Source organism: Enterovirga aerilata, assembly GCF_013044135.1.
In the GTDB taxonomy this organism is placed as follows: Bacteria; Pseudomonadota; Alphaproteobacteria; order Rhizobiales; family Beijerinckiaceae; genus Enterovirga; species Enterovirga aerilata.
Genome location: NZ_JABEPP010000001.1, coordinates 1 through 18,667 on the forward strand (window position 1 = coordinate 1; position 18,667 = coordinate 18,667).

The 18,667-nt window shown below is 70.0% G+C and carries 15 protein-coding genes and 2 pseudogenes; 5 read left to right on the top strand and 12 right to left on the bottom strand.

Features of this window, described 5'->3' with window-relative positions; translation table 11 throughout:
• Positions 1-225, bottom strand: a 225-nt coding sequence (locus HJG44_RS00005; RefSeq protein WP_171217215.1) for a transposase, incomplete at its 3' end; no start/stop codon positions are given.
• Positions 226-282: 57 nt separating this feature from the next.
• Here HJG44_RS00005 and HJG44_RS00010 point away from each other — a divergent pair.
• Positions 283-720: pseudogene (locus HJG44_RS00010) on the top strand (transposase); the annotation flags it as partial.
• Here the strand turns inward: HJG44_RS00010 and HJG44_RS00015 are convergent.
• Entirely contained in the window at positions 717-3,200 is a 2,484-nt protein-coding gene (locus tag HJG44_RS00015) for a glycogen/starch/alpha-glucan phosphorylase (protein ID WP_171216322.1), read from the bottom strand. The pseudogene HJG44_RS00010 and the gene HJG44_RS00015 sit on opposite strands and share 4 nt — an antisense overlap.
• Before the next feature lie 206 nt (positions 3,201-3,406).
• Here HJG44_RS00015 and HJG44_RS00020 point away from each other — a divergent pair, with 206 nt between their 5' ends.
• The 3 genes from HJG44_RS00020 to HJG44_RS00030 all read left to right on the top strand — a co-directional run bounded on the left by HJG44_RS00020 (position 3,407) and on the right by HJG44_RS00030 (position 6,473).
• Positions 3,407-4,450, top strand: a complete 1,044-nt coding sequence (locus HJG44_RS00020; RefSeq protein WP_171216323.1) for an MBL fold metallo-hydrolase — start codon at positions 3,407-3,409, stop codon at positions 4,448-4,450.
• Between the two features lie 66 nt (positions 4,451-4,516).
• Positions 4,517-5,779: an aminopeptidase gene (locus HJG44_RS00025; protein ID WP_171216324.1), complete on the top strand. Its 1,263-nt coding sequence runs from the start codon at positions 4,517-4,519 to the stop codon at positions 5,777-5,779.
• Between the two features lie 67 nt (positions 5,780-5,846).
• Positions 5,847-6,473, top strand: coding sequence for a TetR/AcrR family transcriptional regulator (locus HJG44_RS00030; protein ID WP_171216325.1), 627 nt, complete (start codon positions 5,847-5,849; stop codon positions 6,471-6,473).
• 102 nt (positions 6,474-6,575) lie between these two features.
• On the opposite strand, the gene HJG44_RS00035 is transcribed toward HJG44_RS00030, so the two are convergent.
• The 3 genes from HJG44_RS00035 to tesB all read right to left on the bottom strand — a co-directional run bounded on the left by HJG44_RS00035 (position 6,576) and on the right by tesB (position 9,483).
• Entirely contained in the window at positions 6,576-8,069 is a 1,494-nt protein-coding gene (locus tag HJG44_RS00035) for an ammonium transporter (protein ID WP_171216326.1), read from the bottom strand.
• Between the two features lie 37 nt (positions 8,070-8,106).
• The gene (locus tag HJG44_RS00040; protein ID WP_171216327.1) at positions 8,107-8,445 is read right to left on the bottom strand and encodes a P-II family nitrogen regulator; all 339 of its coding nucleotides are present in this window, start codon (positions 8,443-8,445) and stop codon (positions 8,107-8,109) included.
• 162 nt (positions 8,446-8,607) lie between these two features.
• The gene (gene tesB / locus HJG44_RS00045) at positions 8,608-9,483 is read right to left on the bottom strand and encodes an acyl-CoA thioesterase II (protein WP_171216328.1); all 876 of its coding nucleotides are present in this window, start codon (positions 9,481-9,483) and stop codon (positions 8,608-8,610) included.
• A gap of 95 nt (positions 9,484-9,578) precedes the next feature.
• Here tesB and HJG44_RS00050 point away from each other — a divergent pair, with 95 nt between their 5' ends.
• Positions 9,579-10,826, top strand: a complete 1,248-nt coding sequence (locus HJG44_RS00050; protein ID WP_171216329.1) for an FAD-dependent monooxygenase — start codon at positions 9,579-9,581, stop codon at positions 10,824-10,826.
• On the opposite strand, the gene HJG44_RS00055 is transcribed toward HJG44_RS00050, so the two are convergent.
• The 7 genes and pseudogenes from HJG44_RS00055 to HJG44_RS00085 form a co-directional block, all read right to left on the bottom strand.
• A complete protein-coding gene (locus tag HJG44_RS00055) occupies positions 10,804-12,060 on the bottom strand; it encodes a phosphopentomutase (RefSeq protein ID WP_171216330.1) in 1,257 nt (418 codons plus the stop codon). The two genes, HJG44_RS00050 and HJG44_RS00055, sit on opposite strands and share 23 nt — an antisense overlap.
• On the bottom strand, positions 12,057-13,688 hold the full coding sequence (locus HJG44_RS00060) for an ABC transporter ATP-binding protein (RefSeq protein ID WP_171216331.1): 1,632 nt from the start codon (positions 13,686-13,688) through the stop codon (positions 12,057-12,059). Before HJG44_RS00060 ends, HJG44_RS00055 begins: the two co-directional genes overlap by 4 nt.
• Positions 13,685-13,990, bottom strand: coding sequence for a type II toxin-antitoxin system RelE/ParE family toxin (locus tag HJG44_RS24335; RefSeq protein WP_171216332.1), 306 nt, complete (start codon positions 13,988-13,990; stop codon positions 13,685-13,687). Before HJG44_RS24335 ends, HJG44_RS00060 begins: the two co-directional genes overlap by 4 nt.
• Positions 13,987-14,460 carry a hypothetical protein gene (locus tag HJG44_RS00070; protein WP_171216333.1) on the bottom strand — a complete coding sequence of 158 codons (474 nt, stop codon included), beginning with the start codon at positions 14,458-14,460 and terminating at the stop codon, positions 13,987-13,989. Before HJG44_RS00070 ends, HJG44_RS24335 begins: the two co-directional genes overlap by 4 nt.
• Before the next feature lie 24 nt (positions 14,461-14,484).
• Positions 14,485-15,651, bottom strand: coding sequence for an ABC transporter permease (locus HJG44_RS00075; protein WP_346767092.1), 1,167 nt, complete (start codon positions 15,649-15,651; stop codon positions 14,485-14,487).
• A 43-nt stretch (positions 15,652-15,694) separates the two neighbouring features.
• On the bottom strand, positions 15,695-16,801 hold the full coding sequence (locus tag HJG44_RS00080; protein WP_171216335.1) for a microcin C ABC transporter permease YejB: 1,107 nt from the start codon (positions 16,799-16,801) through the stop codon (positions 15,695-15,697).
• A gap of 20 nt (positions 16,802-16,821) precedes the next feature.
• Positions 16,822-18,667: pseudogene (locus tag HJG44_RS00085) on the bottom strand (extracellular solute-binding protein).

Below are 18,667 nucleotides of genomic sequence, written 5' to 3' on the forward strand. Positions count from 1 at the left end.
GCCGGTCTCGGTCGTCACGGTCTTGCGGCCGTAGCCGTTGCGGCTGTTGCCGACTTCGTCCGACGCCAGATGGTGATCCATCTCGGCGTTCAGCGCCCTCTCGGCCAGGGCCTTCTTCAGATCGTCCAGAAGGCCGTTCGCGTCGAACGCCGTCTTCGGATCGGCGCCGGCCAGAAGCTGATCCAGGAGCGCGTCAGGAATGCGGGGAGCTTTCCGTCGTGCCAGCGGAACCCTCCAGGTCCACTATGGCCGCCCGCACACGAAAATCCTGACAGTCCCGGCCAACGCAAAAAGGGCTCGAAGCTCCACATCGCCGTCGACACTCTCGGCCATCTCCTCGCCCTCCACGTCACGCCGGCCAGCGACAACGACCGCTCGCAGATCGGCCGGATGGCGGAGGCGATCCAGGCCGCCACCGACGAGAGCGTCGACGTCGCCTTCGTGGACCAGGGCTATACCGGGGACAGAGCCGCCGCCGCGGCTGTCGAGCACGGCATCAGGCTCCAGGTGGTGAAGCTGCCCGAGGCCAAGCGCGGCTTCGTTCTCCTGCCGCGCCGGTGGGTCGTCGAGCGCTTCTTCGCATGGGCCACCCGGTTCCGATGCCTCGTCAAAGACTACGAACGAGGCGCCCACACCCTCGCAGGCCTCCACCGCGTCGCTTTCGCCTGCATCATGCTCAAAAACCCCGCCCGACTTCCCGCAGTCCATAACACCCTCTAGCCCACCGGCACCCGCCAGATCTCCTCCGCGTATTCGCGGATGGTCCGGTCGGACGAGAACCAGCCGACGCGGGCCACGTTGAGGAGGCTCTTGCGCCACCACTCCTCGGGCCGGTGCCAGAGCTCGTCCAGCCCGCGCTGCGCCTCCCAGTAGGCGTCGAAATCGTCCGTCACGAGGAACGGGTCGTGGTCGCGCAGGCCGCCGACCAGGCCCGCGAAGCGGCCGGGATCGTCGGGCGAGAATGCGCCGGAGCCGATGGCGTCGAGCACGGATGCGAGCCGCGGCGAGGCTGCGATGGCGCGGCTTGCATGGTCCGGCTCGGCCTTCCGGGCCAGCGCCTCGGGCGCGGTGAGGCCGAAGATCGTGATGTTCTCGGGCCCCACCTGCTCGCGAATCTCGACATTCGCGCCGTCGAGCGTCCCGATCGTGATCGCGCCGTTGAGCGCGAGCTTCATGTTGCCGGTGCCGGAGGCCTCGAGCCCCGCCGTCGAGATCTGCTCCGACAGGTCCGCGGCCGGGATGATGATCTCGGCGAGGCTCACGTTGTAGTTCGGCAGGAACGCCACCGCGAGCCGCCCCCGAACGTCCGGATCATTGTTGATCACCTGCGCCAGGTCGTAGGCGAGCTTGATGATCAGCTTCGCCACCACGTAGCTTGAGGCCGCCTTGCCCGCGAAGATCTTCACCCGCGGCGTCCAGTCCCGGTTCGGCTCCGCCTTGATGGCGGCGTAGAGCGCGGCCGTCTCCAGGAGGTTCAGGTGCTGGCGCTTGTATTCGTGGATGCGCTTGATCTGGACGTCGAAGAGCGCCGCGGGGTCGACCTTGACCCCGGTGCGCGCCGCGATCTCTTGGGCGAGCCGCTCCTTGTTGCGGCGGCGCACGGCGACGAAGCGGTCGCGGAAGGCCGGATCGCCGACGACGCGCTCCAGGCCGGACAGCGCCTCGGCGTCGTCGAGGACCTGCGGGCCGACCGCCTCGACCAGGAGGCGAGTCAGGTCCGGGTTGGCTTCCAGCAGCCAGCGCCGGAACGTGATCCCGTTGGTCTTGTTCGTGATCCGGTCCGGATAGAGCGCGTGCAGGTCGCTGAAGACGGTCTTGCGCATCAGCTCGGTGTGCAGGGCCGAGACCCCGTTCACGCGGCGCGAGCCGATGAAGGCGAGGGGCCCCATGCGGACGCGCCGGCCATGCGATTCGTCGATGAGCGAGACCTGCCGGACGAGGTCGGCCGAGATCTCGCCGTTCTTCGCCAGGCTCTCCAGGTGCAGGAAGTTGATGAGGTAGATGATCTGGATGTGGCGCGGGAGGACGCGCTCCATCAGCTCGACCGGCCAGGTCTCGAGCGCCTCCGGCATCAGCGTGTGGTTGGTGTAGTTCAGCGTGGCGGTCGTGATCCGCCAGGCCTCGTCCCAGCGCACGTTGTGCTCGTCGACCAGGAGCCGCATCAGCTCCGCCACCGCGATCGCCGGATGCGTGTCGTTGAGCTGGATCGCGCCGTGGTCCGGCAGGTTCGAGAAGTCGGGATGGCGCTCGCGATGGCGGCGCAGCAGGTCCTGCAGCGAGGCGGAGGTGAAGAAGAATTCCTGCCGCAGCCGCAGCTCCTGGCCGGCCGGCGTCGCGTCGCTCGGATAGAGCACGCGCGAGATCGCCTCCACGCGCATGCGGTCCGCGACCGCCCCGACATGGTCGCCGCGGTTGAACGCCTCGAGCACCAGCGGGTCCGCGGCGCGGGCGGACCAGAGCCGCAGCGTGTTCACCCGCCGCCCGCGCCAGCCTACCATGGGGGTGTCGAAGGCCACCGCGACGACCGTCTCGGCCGAGTGCCAGATGTGCTGGATCGTGCCGTCCGGCCGGCCCACCATCTCGACCGAGCCGCCGAAGCGGACGAGGTACTTGATGTCCGGCCGCTCGAACTCCCACGGATTGCCGAAGGAGAGCCAGTCCTCCGGGATCTCGTGCTGCCAGCCATCCACGATGGCCTGCCGGAACAGGCCGTAATCGTACCGTATGCCGTAGCCGAAGGCCGGGATGTCGAGGGTCGCGAGCGATTCCATGAAGCAGGCTGCGAGCCGGCCGAGGCCGCCATTGCCGAGCGCCGCGTCGGGCTCGACCGCGCGGATGCGGTCGAGGTCGACCCCCAGGCCGGCCAGCGCCTGCCGCACCTCGCCCACGATGTTCAGGTTCGAGACCGTGTCGAAGAACAGCCGCCCGATCAGGAACTCGAGCGAGAAATAGTAGACGTGCTTCTTCTCGGGGCCGGTCCGCGCGATCGAATCGAGCCAGCGCTCGACCACCCGGTCGCGCACGGCGAGCGCGGTCGCGACGTACCAGTCGTGATCGCGCGCCGCCGAGACGTCGCGGCCGACCGCGAAGCGCAGCTTGGCGAGGATTGCCTCGCGCATGTCCGGATCGGGACGAGGCTGCGCCGCGCCGGCCGCGGCCTCGGGAGGAGCCTCATGGGCAAGGGTGGCGTCTTTCAGCATCGAATCCAGAACCTTCGGCCGAGCTGGCCCGACGGGCACCCGCGGGCTGAGATGCCGGCCTGCATCCGTCCTGCCCCGGACGCAAGTCCGACGGCCGTTTCCATCCCCGGAACTTAACCTCGCCTGAATCGGCGGGCCGGGTCGTGCCGTCGCGCACGCGCCGCGAGGGTTGAGCCCGGCGCGCCGCCGGGATAGGCCGGGGCGAGATGTCCCACCGCCCGCCCGATCTCGACCTGGCCCATCCCTTCCAGAATGCGCCGGCGCCGGGCGAGGCCGTCGAGGTCGCGCCGGGCATCCGCTGGGCGCGGCTGCCCCTCCCGTTCCGGCTCGATCACGTCAATGTCTACCTGATCGAGGACCGGGGCGGGGTCGCGGTGCTGGATACCGGCATCGACGACCGGGCCTGCCGCGGCGCCTGGGCAAAGCTGCTGGCCGGGCCGCTGGCCGGCCAGCGCATCACCCGCCTGATCGTCACGCATTGCCACCCGGACCATGTCGGGCTCGCGAAATGGCTCGCCGACCGGACCGGCCTGACGCTCGAGATGAGCGAGACGGAATACCTCACCGCGCTGGTCATCCATCTCGATCCGGCGGCGCTCGAGGCGGAGCCCTACCGCGAATTCTACGAGAAGAACGGGCTCGACCCGGAGACGACGGAGGCCGTGATGACCCGCGGCCACGGCTACCTGAAGATGGTCTCCGGCCTGCCCGCGACCTTCCGCCGGATCATCGCCGGCGAGCGTCTGCGCATCGGCGGGCGGGACTTCCACGTCCTCACGGGCGGCGGCCACGCTCCCGAGCAGATCATGCTGCACCTGGCGGAGGACAACGTCTTCCTCTCGGCCGACCAGGTCCTCCCCCGCATCTCGCCCAACGTCGCGGTCTTCGCCCGTGATCCGGAGGGCGACCCGCTCGGCATCTTCCTCCGGTCGCTGCGCTCCCTGCGAAAGCGCATTCCGGAGGACGCGCTGGTCCTTCCCGGGCACGATCTCCCCTTCAGGGGGCTGCACAAGCGCATCGACGCCATGTTGCAGCACCACGAGGAGCGCTGCGCCGCGCTCGTCGAGGCCTGCCGGGAGGAGCCGCATTCGGCGGCCGAGCTGATCCCGCGGATCTTCCACCGCAAGCTCGATGCGCACCAGACCGGCTTCGCCTTCGGCGAGACGCTCGCGCACGTGAACTACCTGGCGCGGCGCGGGCGGGTGCGGCTCGCCGAAAGCCGCGACGGGATCCGCCGCTTTTCGGCCTGAGACACCGGGCGGGGTTGCGGGGCAGCGCCGCCGGGCCGATACATCGCCGCTCAGGAGGCGACAGCGATGACCTTCCACGACACGAGGCCGTTTTCCGAGCTGGGCCACGACGTGCGGCTGGAGCGGCTGGCCGAGGTGGCCGTGAAGGTCGGGCTCGGGCTGCAGAGGGGCCAGGAGCTCGTCATGACGGCGCCGCTCGACGCCCTGCCGCTCGCCCGGGCGATCACGGAACAGGCCTATCGGGCCGGAGCCTCGCTCGTGACCACGCTCTACACCGACGAGCTCGCCTCCCTCATCCGCTTCACCCATGCGCCGGACGAGGCCTTCGACCACGCCCCTGCCTGGCTCTACGAGGGCATGGCGGCAGCCTTCCGGTCCGGGGCGGCCCGGCTCGCTATCGCGGGCGACGACCCCTCGCTCCTGGCCGGGCAGGATCCGGAGAAGGTGGCCCGCGCCAACCGGGCCCGCTCCAAGGCCTACATGCCAGCACTGGAGCTGATCGCCGGCTTCGCCATCAACTGGACGATCGTCCCGGCCTCGACCCCGGCCTGGGCGCGGGCGGTCTTCAACGGCGAGCCGGACGAGGTCGCGGTGCCGAAGCTCTGGGAAGCGATCTTCGCCGCCTCCCGGGTCGACCGGGAGGATCCGGTGGAAGCCTGGCGCCGCCACAATGCCGAACTGCGCGCCCGCACGGAGCATCTCAACGGGAAGAACTATCGCGCCCTGCGTTTCCGCGGCCCCGGGACGGATCTCGAGGTCGGTCTCGCGGACGACCACGAATGGCATGGCGGCGCGACGACCGCCGGCAACGGAATCGTCTGCAACGCCAACATCCCGACCGAGGAGGTGTTCACGACCCCGCACAAGCTCCGCGTCTCGGGGACCGTCACCTCGACGAAGCCCCTCTCCTATCAGGGGACCGTGATCGAGGAGATCCGGGTCCGCTTCGAGGAGGGGCGGATCGTCGACGCGGCGTCCCGCACCGGCCAGGAGGTCCTCGCCAAGGTGCTGGACACCGACGAGGGCGCCCGACGCCTCGGCGAGGTGGCGCTGGTGCCGAATTCATCGCCCATCTCGCAGTCGGGCCTGCTCTTCTACAGCACGCTGTTCGACGAGAACGCCGCGAGCCACATCGCCCTCGGCCAAGCCTATTCCAAATGCATCCGGGGCGGGCTGTCGATGAGCGAGGAGGCGCTGGTCGAGCGCGGCTGCAACCGCTCGCTCATCCATATCGACTGGATGATCGGCTCGGCCGAGATCGACGTGGACGGCATCGCGGCCGACGGCACGGCCGAGCCGGTCATGCGGCGCGGCGAGTGGGCGGACTGACCGGCGAAACCCTTACCTCCGCCGCGCGTCTTGATCTAAGACCGACGCGTCGGTCCGGGCGGGGTCTATGCGGCATTGGGGCGGCCCGTCGGACAGGCGGGGCTATCATCACGGCAACCTGAAGGAGGCGCTGGTCGAGGCGGCCCGCCGCTTCATCGCCGAGCGCGGGCTTCTCGGCTTCACCCTCGTCGAGGCCGCCAAGCTCGTCGGCGTCACGCCGGCGGCGCTCTACCGCCATTTCCGCGGCCGCGAGGATCTGGTCGCCGAGGTCGCCTTCCGGGGCTTCACGCAGCTGGCCGAGCGGCTCGCCCGCGCCCTCGCCGGGTCCGGCACGCCGCTCGAGCGCTTCACCCGGATGGGCGAGGCCTATCTCGACTTCGCCGAGAAGGAGCCGGGCTATTACGCTGCGATGTTCTCCGCCCGCCCGGCCGACGAGAACCCGCCGGACGGCGCCGCTCCGCCCGACAGCGCCTTCGGGCTCCTCGTGGACGCGCTGAAGAAGACCTTTCCGGACGGGTTCGGAAGCGTCGATCCCCGCTTCGTCGCGCTGGAGGTCTGGGCCCTGTCGCACGGCATCGCGATGCTGGATGCCGCCGGCCAGCTTCCGCGCGGGCCCGGCCTGCCGACCAAGCACGACCTCCTGCGGGCGGGGGTCCTGGCGCTCGTCCACGGCGCGACGGCGCCGAAGCGGTAGAACGGTTCCGGCGCCGGAGAGCGGAAGCGCCGGAGCGGGCCGGAACAAAAAAGCCCCGGCCGTGGCCGGGGCTCGTCTCGGGTCCGGCCGTGGCCGGATCGATCAGTAATTGTAGGCGCGCTCGCCGTGGTCGGTGAGGTCCAGGCCCTCGCGCTCCTCCTCCGTGGTGACCCGCAGGCCGACGATCACGTCGACGATCTTGAACAGGATCGCCGAGCCGATGCCGGACCAGAGCAGGGTGAAGATCACGGCCTTGATCTGCGCCCAGACCTGGGTGCCCATCGCATAGGCGCCGGGCGAGAGGCTGCCCGGATTGGCCGTGTAGTCGGCGATGCCGGCGCCCCCGAGGGCGGGCGAGACCAGGATGCCGGTGCCGATCGCCCCGATGATGCCGCCGATGCAGTGGATGCCGAACACGTCGAGCGAGTCGTCGTAGCCGAGGGCGTTCTTCACCGTCGAGCAGAAGACGTAGCACACCGCTCCGGCGACGAGGCCGAGGACGAGCGAGCCCATCGGGCCCGCGAAGCCGGCCGCGGGCGTCACCGCGACGAGGCCCGCGATGGCGCCCGAGACCAGGCCCAGGAGCGAGGGCTTCCCCTTGCCGCCCCACTCGACGAACAGCCAGGAGAGCGCCGCCGCGCAGGTCGCCGCGAAGGTGTTGATCATCGCGAGCGCCGTCGTGCCGTTCGCCTCCAGGTTCGAGCCGGCATTGAAGCCGAACCAGCCGACCCACAGGAGCGAGGCGCCGATCATGGTCATGGTCAGCGAGTGGGGGGCGAGCAGGTCGCGGCCGTAGCCGATGCGCTTGCCGATCAGGATCGCGCCCACGAGCCCCGCGATGCCGGCATTGATGTGGACCACCGTGCCGCCTGCGAAGTCGAGCGCGCCCCAGGAGAAGAGCATGCCCGCATCGGCCGTGACCTCGTCGAGCTTCGCCTGGGCGGCGGTCTTGGCGGCGCCGTCGGCGGCAGCAGCGACAGCCCTGGCGGCGTCGGCCAGCGCGTCCGGGCCGGCCCAGTACCAGACCATGTGCGCCATCGGGAAGTAGATGACGGTGAGCCAGAGCACCACGAACAGGATCAGGGCGGAGAACTTCATCCGCTCCGCGAAGGCGCCGACGATGAGGGCCGGCGTGATCATCGCGAAGGTCATCTGGAAGCAGATGTAGACGTATTCGGGGATGACGACGCCGTTGGAGAAGGTCGCGGCCGTGCTCTCGGCCGTGACGCCCATCAGGAAGGCCTTCGACAGGCCGCCGACATAGGCGTTCAGCCCGCCGCCCGACGTGAAGGCGAGGGAGTAGCCGTAGACGAGCCAGATCACGCCCGCGAGGCAGACGATGGTGAAGACCTGGGTCAAGACGGAGAGCATGTTCTTGGTGCGGACGAGGCCGCCATAGAACAGGGCGAGGCCCGGGACCGACATCATCAGCACGAGCAGGGCCGAGACGAGCATCCAGGCAACGTCGCCCTTGTTCGACACCGGGGTCGCGGCCGCGGCCTCCGGGGCGGGCGTCTGGGCGAGCGAGGGTTCGGCGAGGAGGCAGAGCGCGGCGCCTGCCCCCAGGAGGGCAGCGAGCCTGAGGCGGGACGTCATCAAGGTCTCTCCGGAAAGGTCGGGACGGGAGGTCGGGTCAGAGCGCGTCATTGTCGGTCTCGCCGGTGCGGATGCGGACCGCATGCTCGATGGGCGTCACGAAGATCTTGCCGTCGCCGATCTGGCCGGTGCGGGCCGCGCCCGCGATCGCCTCGATCGCCTGCGAGACGAATTCCGACGCGACCGCGACCTCGATCTTCAGCTTCGGCAGGAAGCTCACGGCGTATTCGGCGCCGCGATAGATCTCCGTGTGCCCCTTCTGACGCCCGTAACCCTTCACCTCGGTCACGGTCAGGCCGTGCACCCCGATGGCCGTGAGGGCGTCGCGAACTTCCTCAAGCTTGAAGGGCTTGATGATCGCCACAACGATTTTCATGGGAATTTGCCCCGGTTGTTCGGCTTGACGCCGAAACGTGAATACCTCGCCGGACATGCGCGTACCGGGAGACACGGGGGTTCAAACAAGGGCCGTGCCAGTTCTGCCCGACCTGTGGCGGGCCGGTGGCGGGCGGCGCCGGATACGGCAGATGCCTATAATTCAGGCAGATGGGCCGTGCTGCCTGCGCTGGCGGATTAGGCCCTCCTGCGCCACCGAGGCGACGAGCCGGCCCGCGCGGTCGAAGACGAGGCCGCGCGAGAAGCCGCGCGCCCCGGAGGCGCTCGGGCTGTCCTGCGCATAGAGGAGCCACTCGTCGGCCCGGAACGGGCGGTGGAACCAGAGCGCGTGGTCGAGGCTCGCGGCCTGGATGTTCTCCTGGATCACGCTCTGCCCGTGCGGCACCAACGAGGTGTCGAGGAGCGTGAAGTCGGACGCGTAGGCGAGCACGCAGCGGTGGATCGCCGGGTCCTCCGGCAGCGGCCCGGTCGTCCGGATCCAGACCCGGAACTCGCCCTCGTGCGGGTCGGCATGGGCGGTCCGGCTGAAATCCACCGGCCGGAGCTCGATCGGGCGTTCCCTCTCGAAATAGGCCCGCACCTGCGGCGACATTGCCGGGATGGCGCCGGCCCTGATCTCCGCCTCGCCCGGCAGACTCTCCGGCGGCGGCACCTCCGGCATGCGGGCGCCGTGGTCGAAGCCGTCCTCCTCGAGGTGGAACGAGGCCGTGAGCGCGAAGATCGGGCGGCCATGCTGGATCGCGACCACCCGCCGCGTGGTGAAGCTGCGCCCGTCGCGGATGCGGTCGACCTCGTAGATGATGGGGATCTGCGGATCGCCGCCGAGCAGGAAATAGGCGTGGAGCGAGTGCGGCTGCCGCTCCTCGACGGTGCGGCAGGCTGCGACCAGCGCCTGGCCGATCACCTGCCCGCCGAAGACGCGCTGCCAGCTGTCCTGGGGGGAGCGTCCGCGGAACAGGTTCTCCTCCAGCTTCTCCAGCTCGAGAACCTCCAGAAGCTCCGCGACCGCGCCCGACATGTCCAACCTCCGGCCGCCCGGGCCTGCGCCGGAGTGGCGCGGCCGGCGGGACGGGTCAAGCTTGACGAGACCGGGCACCGTTGCAAGGACGGGCCATGCCGTCCCGCGTCCCGCCCTCGCGCCCGCCGGCCTGGCGCGTCCTCGTCGCGGGCGGCGGACCGATCGGGCTGACCGTCGCGCTCGCTTTGGCGCGCGGTCTCGGCCCGGCCGTCTCCGCCGCCGTGCTCGATCCGGCGTTGCGGACGCGGCGGAGCGACCCGCGCGCCTATGCGCTCTCGCCGGGCGCGGTCGCCATGTACCGGGCGCTCGGGCTGTGGGACGAACTCGCGGGGGGCGCCGAGCCGATCAGCGGCATGGCGATCACGGATAGCCGCGTCGAGGATGCTGTCCGGCCGGTCTATCTCCGGTTCGGCGAGGACGAGGAGCCGCTCGCCCAGATGGTCGAGGCCGAGCGGCTGGAGGAGGCGCTGCGGGCGGCCTGCGGCGAGGGGGGCGTGGAGCTCGCGTCCGGCCGCGTCACCGGTTTCGACGCCGGCCCGGGCGCGGTCATCGTCCGGACGGAGGACGGCGGCGAGCGCCGGGCCTCGCTGCTCCTCGCCTGCGACGGGGCGCGTTCGCGCCTGCGCGAGCTCGCCGGGATCGGCTGGGTCGGCCGCGATTACGGTCAGGCCGGGATCGTCGCGACGGTCGCGCACGAGCTGCCGCATGACGGCCGGGCGATCCAGCATTTCCTGCCCGCCGGGCCCTTCGCGATCCTGCCGCTCGCCGGGACGGCCGAGCACCCGAACCGCGCCTCGATCGTCTGGAGCGAGGAGGAGCGACGCGTGCGCGCGCTCCTCGGGCGCGGCCGGGAGGCGATCGCGCGGGAGCTCGAGCTGCGGTTCGGGCCCGAGCTGGGGCGGGTCGAGCTCCTGACGGAGGTGCATGCCTTCCCGCTCTCGGTCGGGATCGCCCGGACCTATATCGGGCCGCGCTTCGCGCTGGTCGGCGACGCGGCCCACCGGGTGCATCCACTGGCCGGGCAGGGGCTCAATCTCGGGCTCGGGGACGCCGCCGCGATCGCCGAGCGAGTCGTCGACGCCGTCCGGCTCGGGCTCGACCCGGGCGGAGACGCCGTCCTGGAGGCCTATCAGCGGGACCGGCGCGTCGATGCCGTCGCGCTCGCGGGCGCGACGGACGCGCTGAACAGGCTCTTCTCCAACGACCGGCTGCCCGCCCGCGTGCTCCGCGACATCGGCCTCGGCATGGTCGACCGGGCGGCGGGCCTGAAGCGGTTCTTCGCCGGGCAGGCGGCCGGCACCGCCGCCCGGGCCCCTCGCCTCATGCGCGGCGAGCCGCTGTAGGGCCGGATACCGCGGGGAGGAACGGCCGCCCGGCCCCCGGCCAGCGGATGCCGAGATGGGCCGCGACGCTTGCGCCGATATCCGCCAGCGTCGGCCGGATCCCGACCGGGCCCGGCCCGATGTCCGGCCCGAAGGCCAGGATCGGCACCTGCTCGCGCGTATGGTCGGTGCCCCGGAAGGTCGGGTCGTTGCCGTGGTCGGCGGTCACGACGCAGAGGTCGCGGGGCCCGAGCGCAGCCCGGATCTCCGGGATGCGGGCGTCGAAACGCTCGAGCGCTGCGGCATAGCCCGGCACGTCGCGCCGGTGGCCGTGTTCGGTGTCGAAATCGACCAGGTTGGCGAAGACGAGGCCGCCTGGTGCAAGGGTGCGGAAGGCGTCGAGGGCGGCCGAGAGCCAGGCGTCGTTCCCCGCCCCCTTGACCTCGCGGCCGGTGCCGCGATGGGCGAAGATGTCGCCGATCTTGCCCACCGTGACGACGTCTCGCTCCTCGCGGGCGAGGAGGTCGAGGATCGTGTCGGATGGCGGCGGCGTGGCGTAGTCGCGCCGGTGCGCCGTGCGCGTGAAGCCCTCCCGCTGGCTGCCCGTGAATGGCCGCGCGATGACCCGGCCGATCCGGTAGGGATCGCAGAGGCGGCGGGCGATCCGGCAGGTCTCGTAGAGCCGCTCGAGCCCGAACGCCTCCTCGTGCGCCGCGATCTGGAAGACGCTGTCGGCCGAGGTGTAGCAGATGGGCTTGCCGGTCCGGAGGTGCTCTGCCCCGAGCTCCTCGACGATCGTGATGCCGGAGGCGTGCCGGTCGCCCAGGATGCCGGGGAGGCGGGCCTCCCGGACCAGCGCCTCGACGAGCTCCGGCGGGAAGGCGGGTCGCCTGTCGGGAAAGTAGCCCCAGTCGAAATCGACCGGAACGCCCGCGATCTCCCAATGCCCGGACGGGGTGTCCTTTCCCCGGGACGTCTCGCGCCCGACTCCCCAGAGGCCGGCGACCCGCGCCGGAGGCTCGAGCCCGGGCGGCATCCGGCCGGTCGACGCCTCGCAGGCGAGGCCGATGCCGAGCGCGGCCATGTTCGGCAGATCGATCGGGCCGCTGCGGAGGCCAGCGCGGTCGCCGGCTCCCGCCGCGCAGGCCTCCGCGATATGGCCCAGCGTGTCTGCTCCCGCATCGCCGTACGAGGCTGCGTCGGGCGCGCCGCCGATCCCCACGGAATCGAGCACGACCAGGAGGGCGCGGCTCACTCCCGCACGATTCCGGCGGCCGCCGCGGCTTCCAGCCCGAAGGCGGCTGCCATGAGGGCCCGCGTGTAGTCCTGGGCGGGACGGGCGAAGATCTGCTCGGCCGGGCCTTCCTCGACCACGCGTCCGTCCTGCATGACGAGGACGTGGTTGGCGAGCGCCCGCACGACCTTCAGGTCGTGGCTGATGAACAGGTAGGCGAGCTTCCGGCTCGCCTGCAGCTTGCGCAGCAGCTCGACGATCTGCGCCTGCACGGACATGTCGAGCGCCGAGGTCGGCTCGTCCAGGACGACGAATTTCGGGTCCAGGGCCATGGCCCGCGCGATCGCGATGCGCTGGCGCTGGCCGCCCGAGAATTCGTGCGGATAGCGGTCCATGGTGGCCGGATCGAGCCCGACATCGTGCAGCGCACGCGCAACCGCCTCGCGCTGGCTGTCGCGCGGCATGCGCCTGTGCTGAACCGTGAGGCCCTCGGCCACGATCTCGGCGACCGACATGCGCGGCGAGAGGGAACCGTACGGATCCTGGAAGACGACCTGCATCTCCTTGCGCAGCGGCCGCAGCGCCTTGGCTCCGAGGCCGTCGATGTCGCGGCCGAGCACGCAGATGGGGCCCTCCGAGCGGACGAGGCGCAGCAGCGCGAGCCCGAGCGTGGTCTTGCCGGAGCCGGACTCGCCCACCACCCCGACCGTCTCGCCCTCCCGGACCGCCACCGAGACGCCGTCGACCGCCTTCACGTGGCCGACCGTGCGCCGGAGGAAGCCGCGCCGGATCGGGAACCAGACCTTCACCGGTCCCGCCTGCACGAGGAACGGAGCGCCCCGGGGGACGGGCGCTGCCCGCCCCTTGGGCTCCGCCGCCAGGAGGCGCCGGGTATAGGCGTGCTGCGGGCTGCCGAAGACCTCCGCCACGGTGCCCGCCTCGACGATCCGGCCCTTCGTCATCACGCAGACGCGGTCGGCGATCTTCCGCACGATGCCGAGATCGTGGGTGATGAAGAGCATGGCCATGCCGAGCCTCGCCTTGAGCCCGGCGAGGAGCTTCAGGATCTGCGCCTGGACCGTGACGTCCAGGGCGGTCGTCGGCTCGTCCGCGATGAAGAGCTTCGGCTCGTTGGCGAGCGCCATGGCGATCATGACGCGCTGGCGCTGCCCGCCCGAGAGCTGGTGCGGATAGGCGCCGAGCCGGCTCTCGGCATCGCGGATGCCGACGAGCCCGAGCAGCTCCAGCACCCGCGCCCGGGCCGCGCGGCCCGACAGCCCGCGATGGAGCGCCAGGATCTCGCCGACCTGCCGCTCGATCGTGTGGAGCGGGTTCAGCGAGGTCATGGGCTCCTGGAACACCATGGTGATGTCGTTGCCGCGCACGCGCCGGATCTCGTCCTCCGCCATGGCGAGGAGGTCGCGCCCTTCGAACAGGATGCGGCCGGACGGGTGGCTCGCGGCCGGGTAGTTCAGGAGCTTCAGGATCGATAGGGCCGAGACGGATTTCCCGGAGCCCGATTCGCCGACGAGCGCCACCGTCTCGCCCGGCAGCACGTCGAACGAGATGCGGTCGACCGCGAGCGTCTCTGCGCCATCCTGGCGGAAGGCGACCGAGAGGTCCTGGACGGAGAGGAGGGGGGCGGTCATTCGGACGGAGGATCAATGGGGAGCCGACGAAGGTCGCGGGCTCCATGTACGATCCGGACGATCTCGACCCGATCTTGTCGCATCCGGTAGAGGATCAGGTATCTGCCGTGCAGCTTTCGTCTCACGCCTGCCGTTCTGTGCCGTGACAGCACGGGCCAAGCGAAGGGAGTCTCCGCGATCGCGCGGGCGGCCGCGACTAGCTCCATCGTGAACGACTCGGCTCGCCTCGGGTTCTCTCGCGCGATGTAGTCCGCGATTTCCGACAGATCCTTCCTCGCAGCAAGCGAAACGATCACTCTCATTCAGCGGCATCGGCCGAAGACCGAAATCGGGCCTGAAGAGCTGCCTCGACCTCCTCCAGAGAAGAGGTGCGGCCCGCCTCCAGATCATCCAGTCCCTCCTGGATCTTCGCATCCAACTCCTCCGAGGCCCGTGCCTCGAATAGCGCTGCGCTTTTCGCCTTGAGGCGGGCGACCGCCTGATCCGGACTTTCCGCGGCCTCGATCCATTCGGGCGGATTCGCCCAGAAATCCTGCGCCTCCAGATCGTCCCCGCTCGGTCCCCCTTCGAGACATCTGATCACGCGGTACGCCCCGTTCTCAAGCCGGTCCGCGACGCTGATGGCGAGCCAAGGTCCGCCCGAGTAGGTGCCGCGATAGCGATCTTGCAGCACCATGATCGGATAGGTTTCAGGATCCGCCGTGATGAGAAAGCCTTCGGGCTGATTCTGGCGTAGACGAGCCCGCGCCGGTCCGCTCTGCCCTCGAGCCATGTCGGGTCCTCCTGATCGTCCACACTACCCCAACGTCTTGCGCGGGTCGAAGGCGTCGCGGACGGCCTCGCCGATGAAGATGAGCAGGGACAGCACGAAGGCGATCACGACGAAGCCCGTCAGGCCGAGCCAGGGCGCCTGCAGGTTCGCCTTGCCCTGGGCCAGGAGCTCGCCGAGGGAGGGCGAGCCGGGCGGCAGGCCGAAGCCGAGATAGTCGAGCGAGGTGAGCGTCGCGATCGAGCCGTTGAGATTGAAGGGCAGGAAGGTGAGCGTCGCCACCATGGCGTTCGGCAGGAGATGCCGGAACATGATCGTGGCGTTCGACAGCCCGAGCGCGCGGGCCGCGCGGACATATTCGAAGTTCCGGCCGCGCAGGAACTCCGCCCGGACGACGCCCACGAGGGATACCCATTCGAACAGGAGCAGGATGCCGAGAAGGACGAGGAAGCTCGGTGTGATGATCGAGGAGATGATGATCAGCAGGTAGAGCGAGGGCAGCGAGGTCCAGATCTCGATGAAGCGCTGCATGATGAGATCCGTCCAGCCGCCGAAATAGCCCTGGATGGCGCCCGCCACGATGCCGATCGCCGAGGCGATCGTGGCGAGGATGAGCCCGAACAGGATCGAGAGCCGCACCCCGTAGATGAGCCGCGCGACGACGTCGCGGCCCTGGTCGTCCGTCCCGAGCCAGTTCCGCTCGATGGCGCGGCAGGCCTCCCCCGGCGGAGGCTGCCGGCCCGCCTTCTCGGCCGCCGGCCGGCATTGCGCGTCGGACAACATCCAGGTGGGCGCGGACGGGGCCGGGACGGGCAGGTCGAGATTGTGCGTGGAGTAGGAGAAGCGGACCGGCGGCCAGACCGCCCAGCCGTTCTCGGCGATCTCCCTGGCGATCACCGGGTCGCGGTAGTCGGTCACGGCCAGGAAGCCGCCGAACTTCTCCTCCGGATAGTCGACGAAGACCGGATAGAGCAGCTCGCCCTTGTAGCTGACCAGGATCGGCCGGTCATTGGCGATGAACTCGGCGAAGAGGCTCGCGCCGAACAGCGCGAGGAAGATCCAGAGCGACCAGTAGCCCCGGCGGTTCGCCTTGAAGTTCTGCCAGCGCCGGCGGTTCAGGGGCGAGAGGCGGATGAAGCCCTCGCGCGGCAGCGGTGGCGCGACGGGAGAGGCGGCCGGCGAGGCGACCGGGATGCGGTCGAGCTCGGGGGCGGAGAGGGCCGTGTCGCTCACCGCCTCACGCCTCCCGCGTCTCGAAATCGATCCTCGGGTCGATCCAGACATAGGTCAGGTCGGAGAGGAGGTTCACCACGAGGCCGAGCAGCGAGAAGATGTAGAGGTTCGCGAACACGACCGGGTAGTCGCGGTTCACGATCGACTCGAAGGAGAGCAGGCCGAGCCCGTCCAGCGAGAAGATCGTCTCGATGAGGAGCGAGCCGGCGAAGAAGGACCCGATGAAGGCGCCGGGGAAGCCCGCCACCACGATCAGCATGGCGTTGCGGAAGACGTGGCCGTAGAGCACGCCGCGCTCGGACAGGCCCTTCATGCGGGCGGTCAGCACGTATTGCTTGCGGATCTCGTCCAGGAACGAGTTCTTGGTAAGCAGCGTCGAGGTCGCGAAGGCGCCGAGCGCCATGGCGGTGACGGGCAGGCAGATGTGCCAGAGATAGTCCAGGATCTTGCCGCCCAGCGAGAGCTCGTTCCAGTTCTCGCTCGTGAGCCCGCGCAGCGGGAAGATCTGCCAAAAAGACCCCCCGGCAAACAGCACGATCAGCAGGATCGCGAACAGGAAGCCCGGAATCGCGTAGCCGACGATCACCACGGCGGAGGTCCAGACGTCGAAGGGTCGCCCGTCCTTCACGGCCTTGCGGATGCCGAGCGGGATGGAGATGGAATAGGACAGGAGCGTCATCCAGAGCCCGAGCGTGATCGAGACGGGCAGCTTCTCGCGGATGAGCTGGAGGACGGAGACGTCGCGGAAGAAGCTCTTGCCGAAATCGAAGCGCGCGTAATCCACGATCATCTTCAGGAAGCGCTCGTGCGGGGGCTTGTCGAAGCCGAACTGCACCTCGAGCTGCCTGATGAAGCCCGGATCAAGGCCCTGCGCGCCGCGGTAGCGGGAACTGGTCTCCCCTCCAGCCGGGACACGCGCCGCCCCGCCGCCTAGATCGCCCCCGCCGCCGGTGATCCGGCCCGTGGCGCCGATATCGGTCCCCTGGAGCTGCGCCAGGATGCGCTCGATCGGCCCGCCGGGCGCGAACTGCACGATCACGAAGGAGATCAGCATGATCCCGAGGATGGTCGGGATCATGAGCAGGATGCGCCGGGCGATATAGGCTGCCATCGTGAGCTGGCCCTAACCTGTCACGTCCTGCCGATCCGCTTCGCCTTCTCGGGCTCGTACCACCAGGTGGCCGGCGCGCCGAGATCGTAGGCAGGCGGCGTCGGCGGGTGGCCGAACACGTCCCAGTACGCCACCGGGTTCGAGCCGCGATACCACATCGGCACCCAGTACCGGCCGGCCCGGAGCACGCGGTCGAGCGCCCGCACGGCGGCTACGAGCTGCGGCCGCGTCTCGGCCTGCATGATCGTCTCGAGCAGGGCGTCGACGACGGGATCGGCAATGCCGGCCAGGTTCTGCGAACCCTTCGTCCTTGCGGCGAGCGAGCCGAAGATCAGCCGCAGAGCCTCGCCGGGCGTGGCCGAGTTCGAATAGCGCGCGGTGACCAGGTCGAAGTCGAACTCCTCGGTGCGGCGCTGGTACTGCGCGGCATCGACGATGCGCGAGGATGCCGAGATCCCGAGGAGGCCGAGATTGCGGATGAAGGGTTGCGTGTGCGGCTGCAGCGTCGGCTGGAAGTCTAGGAACTCGATCGCGAGCGGCTCGCCCGAGGGCAGGCGCAGGCCGGTCCCCTCCCGCCTGCATCCTGCCTGGCGAAGAAGCTCGTTCGCTCGCCTCAGCAGCGCGCGGTCCTGGCCGGAACCGTCCGAGCGCGGCGGCGCATAGGGCTCGCCGAAGACCTCTTCGGGCACGCGGTCGCGGAACGGCTCGAGCAGCTTCATCTCGTCGGGAGAGGGCCTGCCCTCCGCCTTGAGGTCCGAGTTCTCGAAATAGGACGCGGTCCGCGTATAGGCGCCGTACATGACGGTCGCGTTCGTCCATTCGAAGTCGAAGGCGAGCCCGATCGCCTCGCGGATGCGCGGGTCCCTGAACTTCTCGCGCCGCGTGTTGAAGAACCAGCCCTGCATGCCCGAGGGTGTGCGGTCCGGGATCGTCTCGCGCTTCACCTTGCCTTCCGCGACGGCCGGGAAGTCGTAGCCCGTCGCCCAGATCCGGGCCGTGAATTCCTGGCGGAAGGTGAAGATCCCGGCCTTGAAGGCCTCGAAGGCGACCTGCCGGTCGCGGAAATACTCGTAGCGGATCTCGTCGAAGTTGTTCTGCCCGACATTGACGGGCAGCGTCTCGGCCCAGTGGTCCTTCACCCGCTCGAAGGTGATGAAGCGCCCGACCTCGAACCTGCCGACCCGGTAGGGGCCCGAGCCGAGCGGCGGCTCGAGCGTGGCGGCCTCGAAATCGCGCCCCGAATAATAGGCTGCGGAGAAGAAGGCCCGCCACGACGAGCGGCAGGTCGCGCGAGCGGCCGGGCAGGAAGTCGATGCGGACCAGCTCCGGCCCCTCCGCCTCGGCGCCCTTCACCTGGAGCAGGTTCTGCGAGATGCGGGGATGGCCCTTCGCCTTCAGGAGGTTGACCGAGAACGCGACGTCCCCGGCCGTGAGCTTCGATCCGTCGTGGAACCGCGCCTCCGGCCGCAGCCGGAACCGGTAGGTCAGCCCGTCCAGGCTGCGGCGCACGCCGGCCGCCACGAGCCCGTACATCGCGTCCGGCTCGTCCAGGCCGCGCACCATCAGGCTCTGGAAGGTCAGGCCCATCCCGGCCGCGCCGTCGCCCCGCAGCACGAAGATGTTGAGCGTGTTGAAGGTGTCGAAGTTCTGGTTCCCGGCCGTCGCGGCGATCTGGTGGGAGAAGGAGCCGCCCTTCGGCGCGTCCGGCCGGACATAGGCGAAATGGGCGAAATCCGGCCCGTGCTTCAGGTCGCCGAAGATGGACAGGCCGTGGCTTTCGGCTTCCTCGGCCACGAGGCGGCCGGGCCGGATCGCCGCCGCGACGCCGAGCGCGCCGGCGCCTGTCAGAAGAGAACGCCGCCGCAT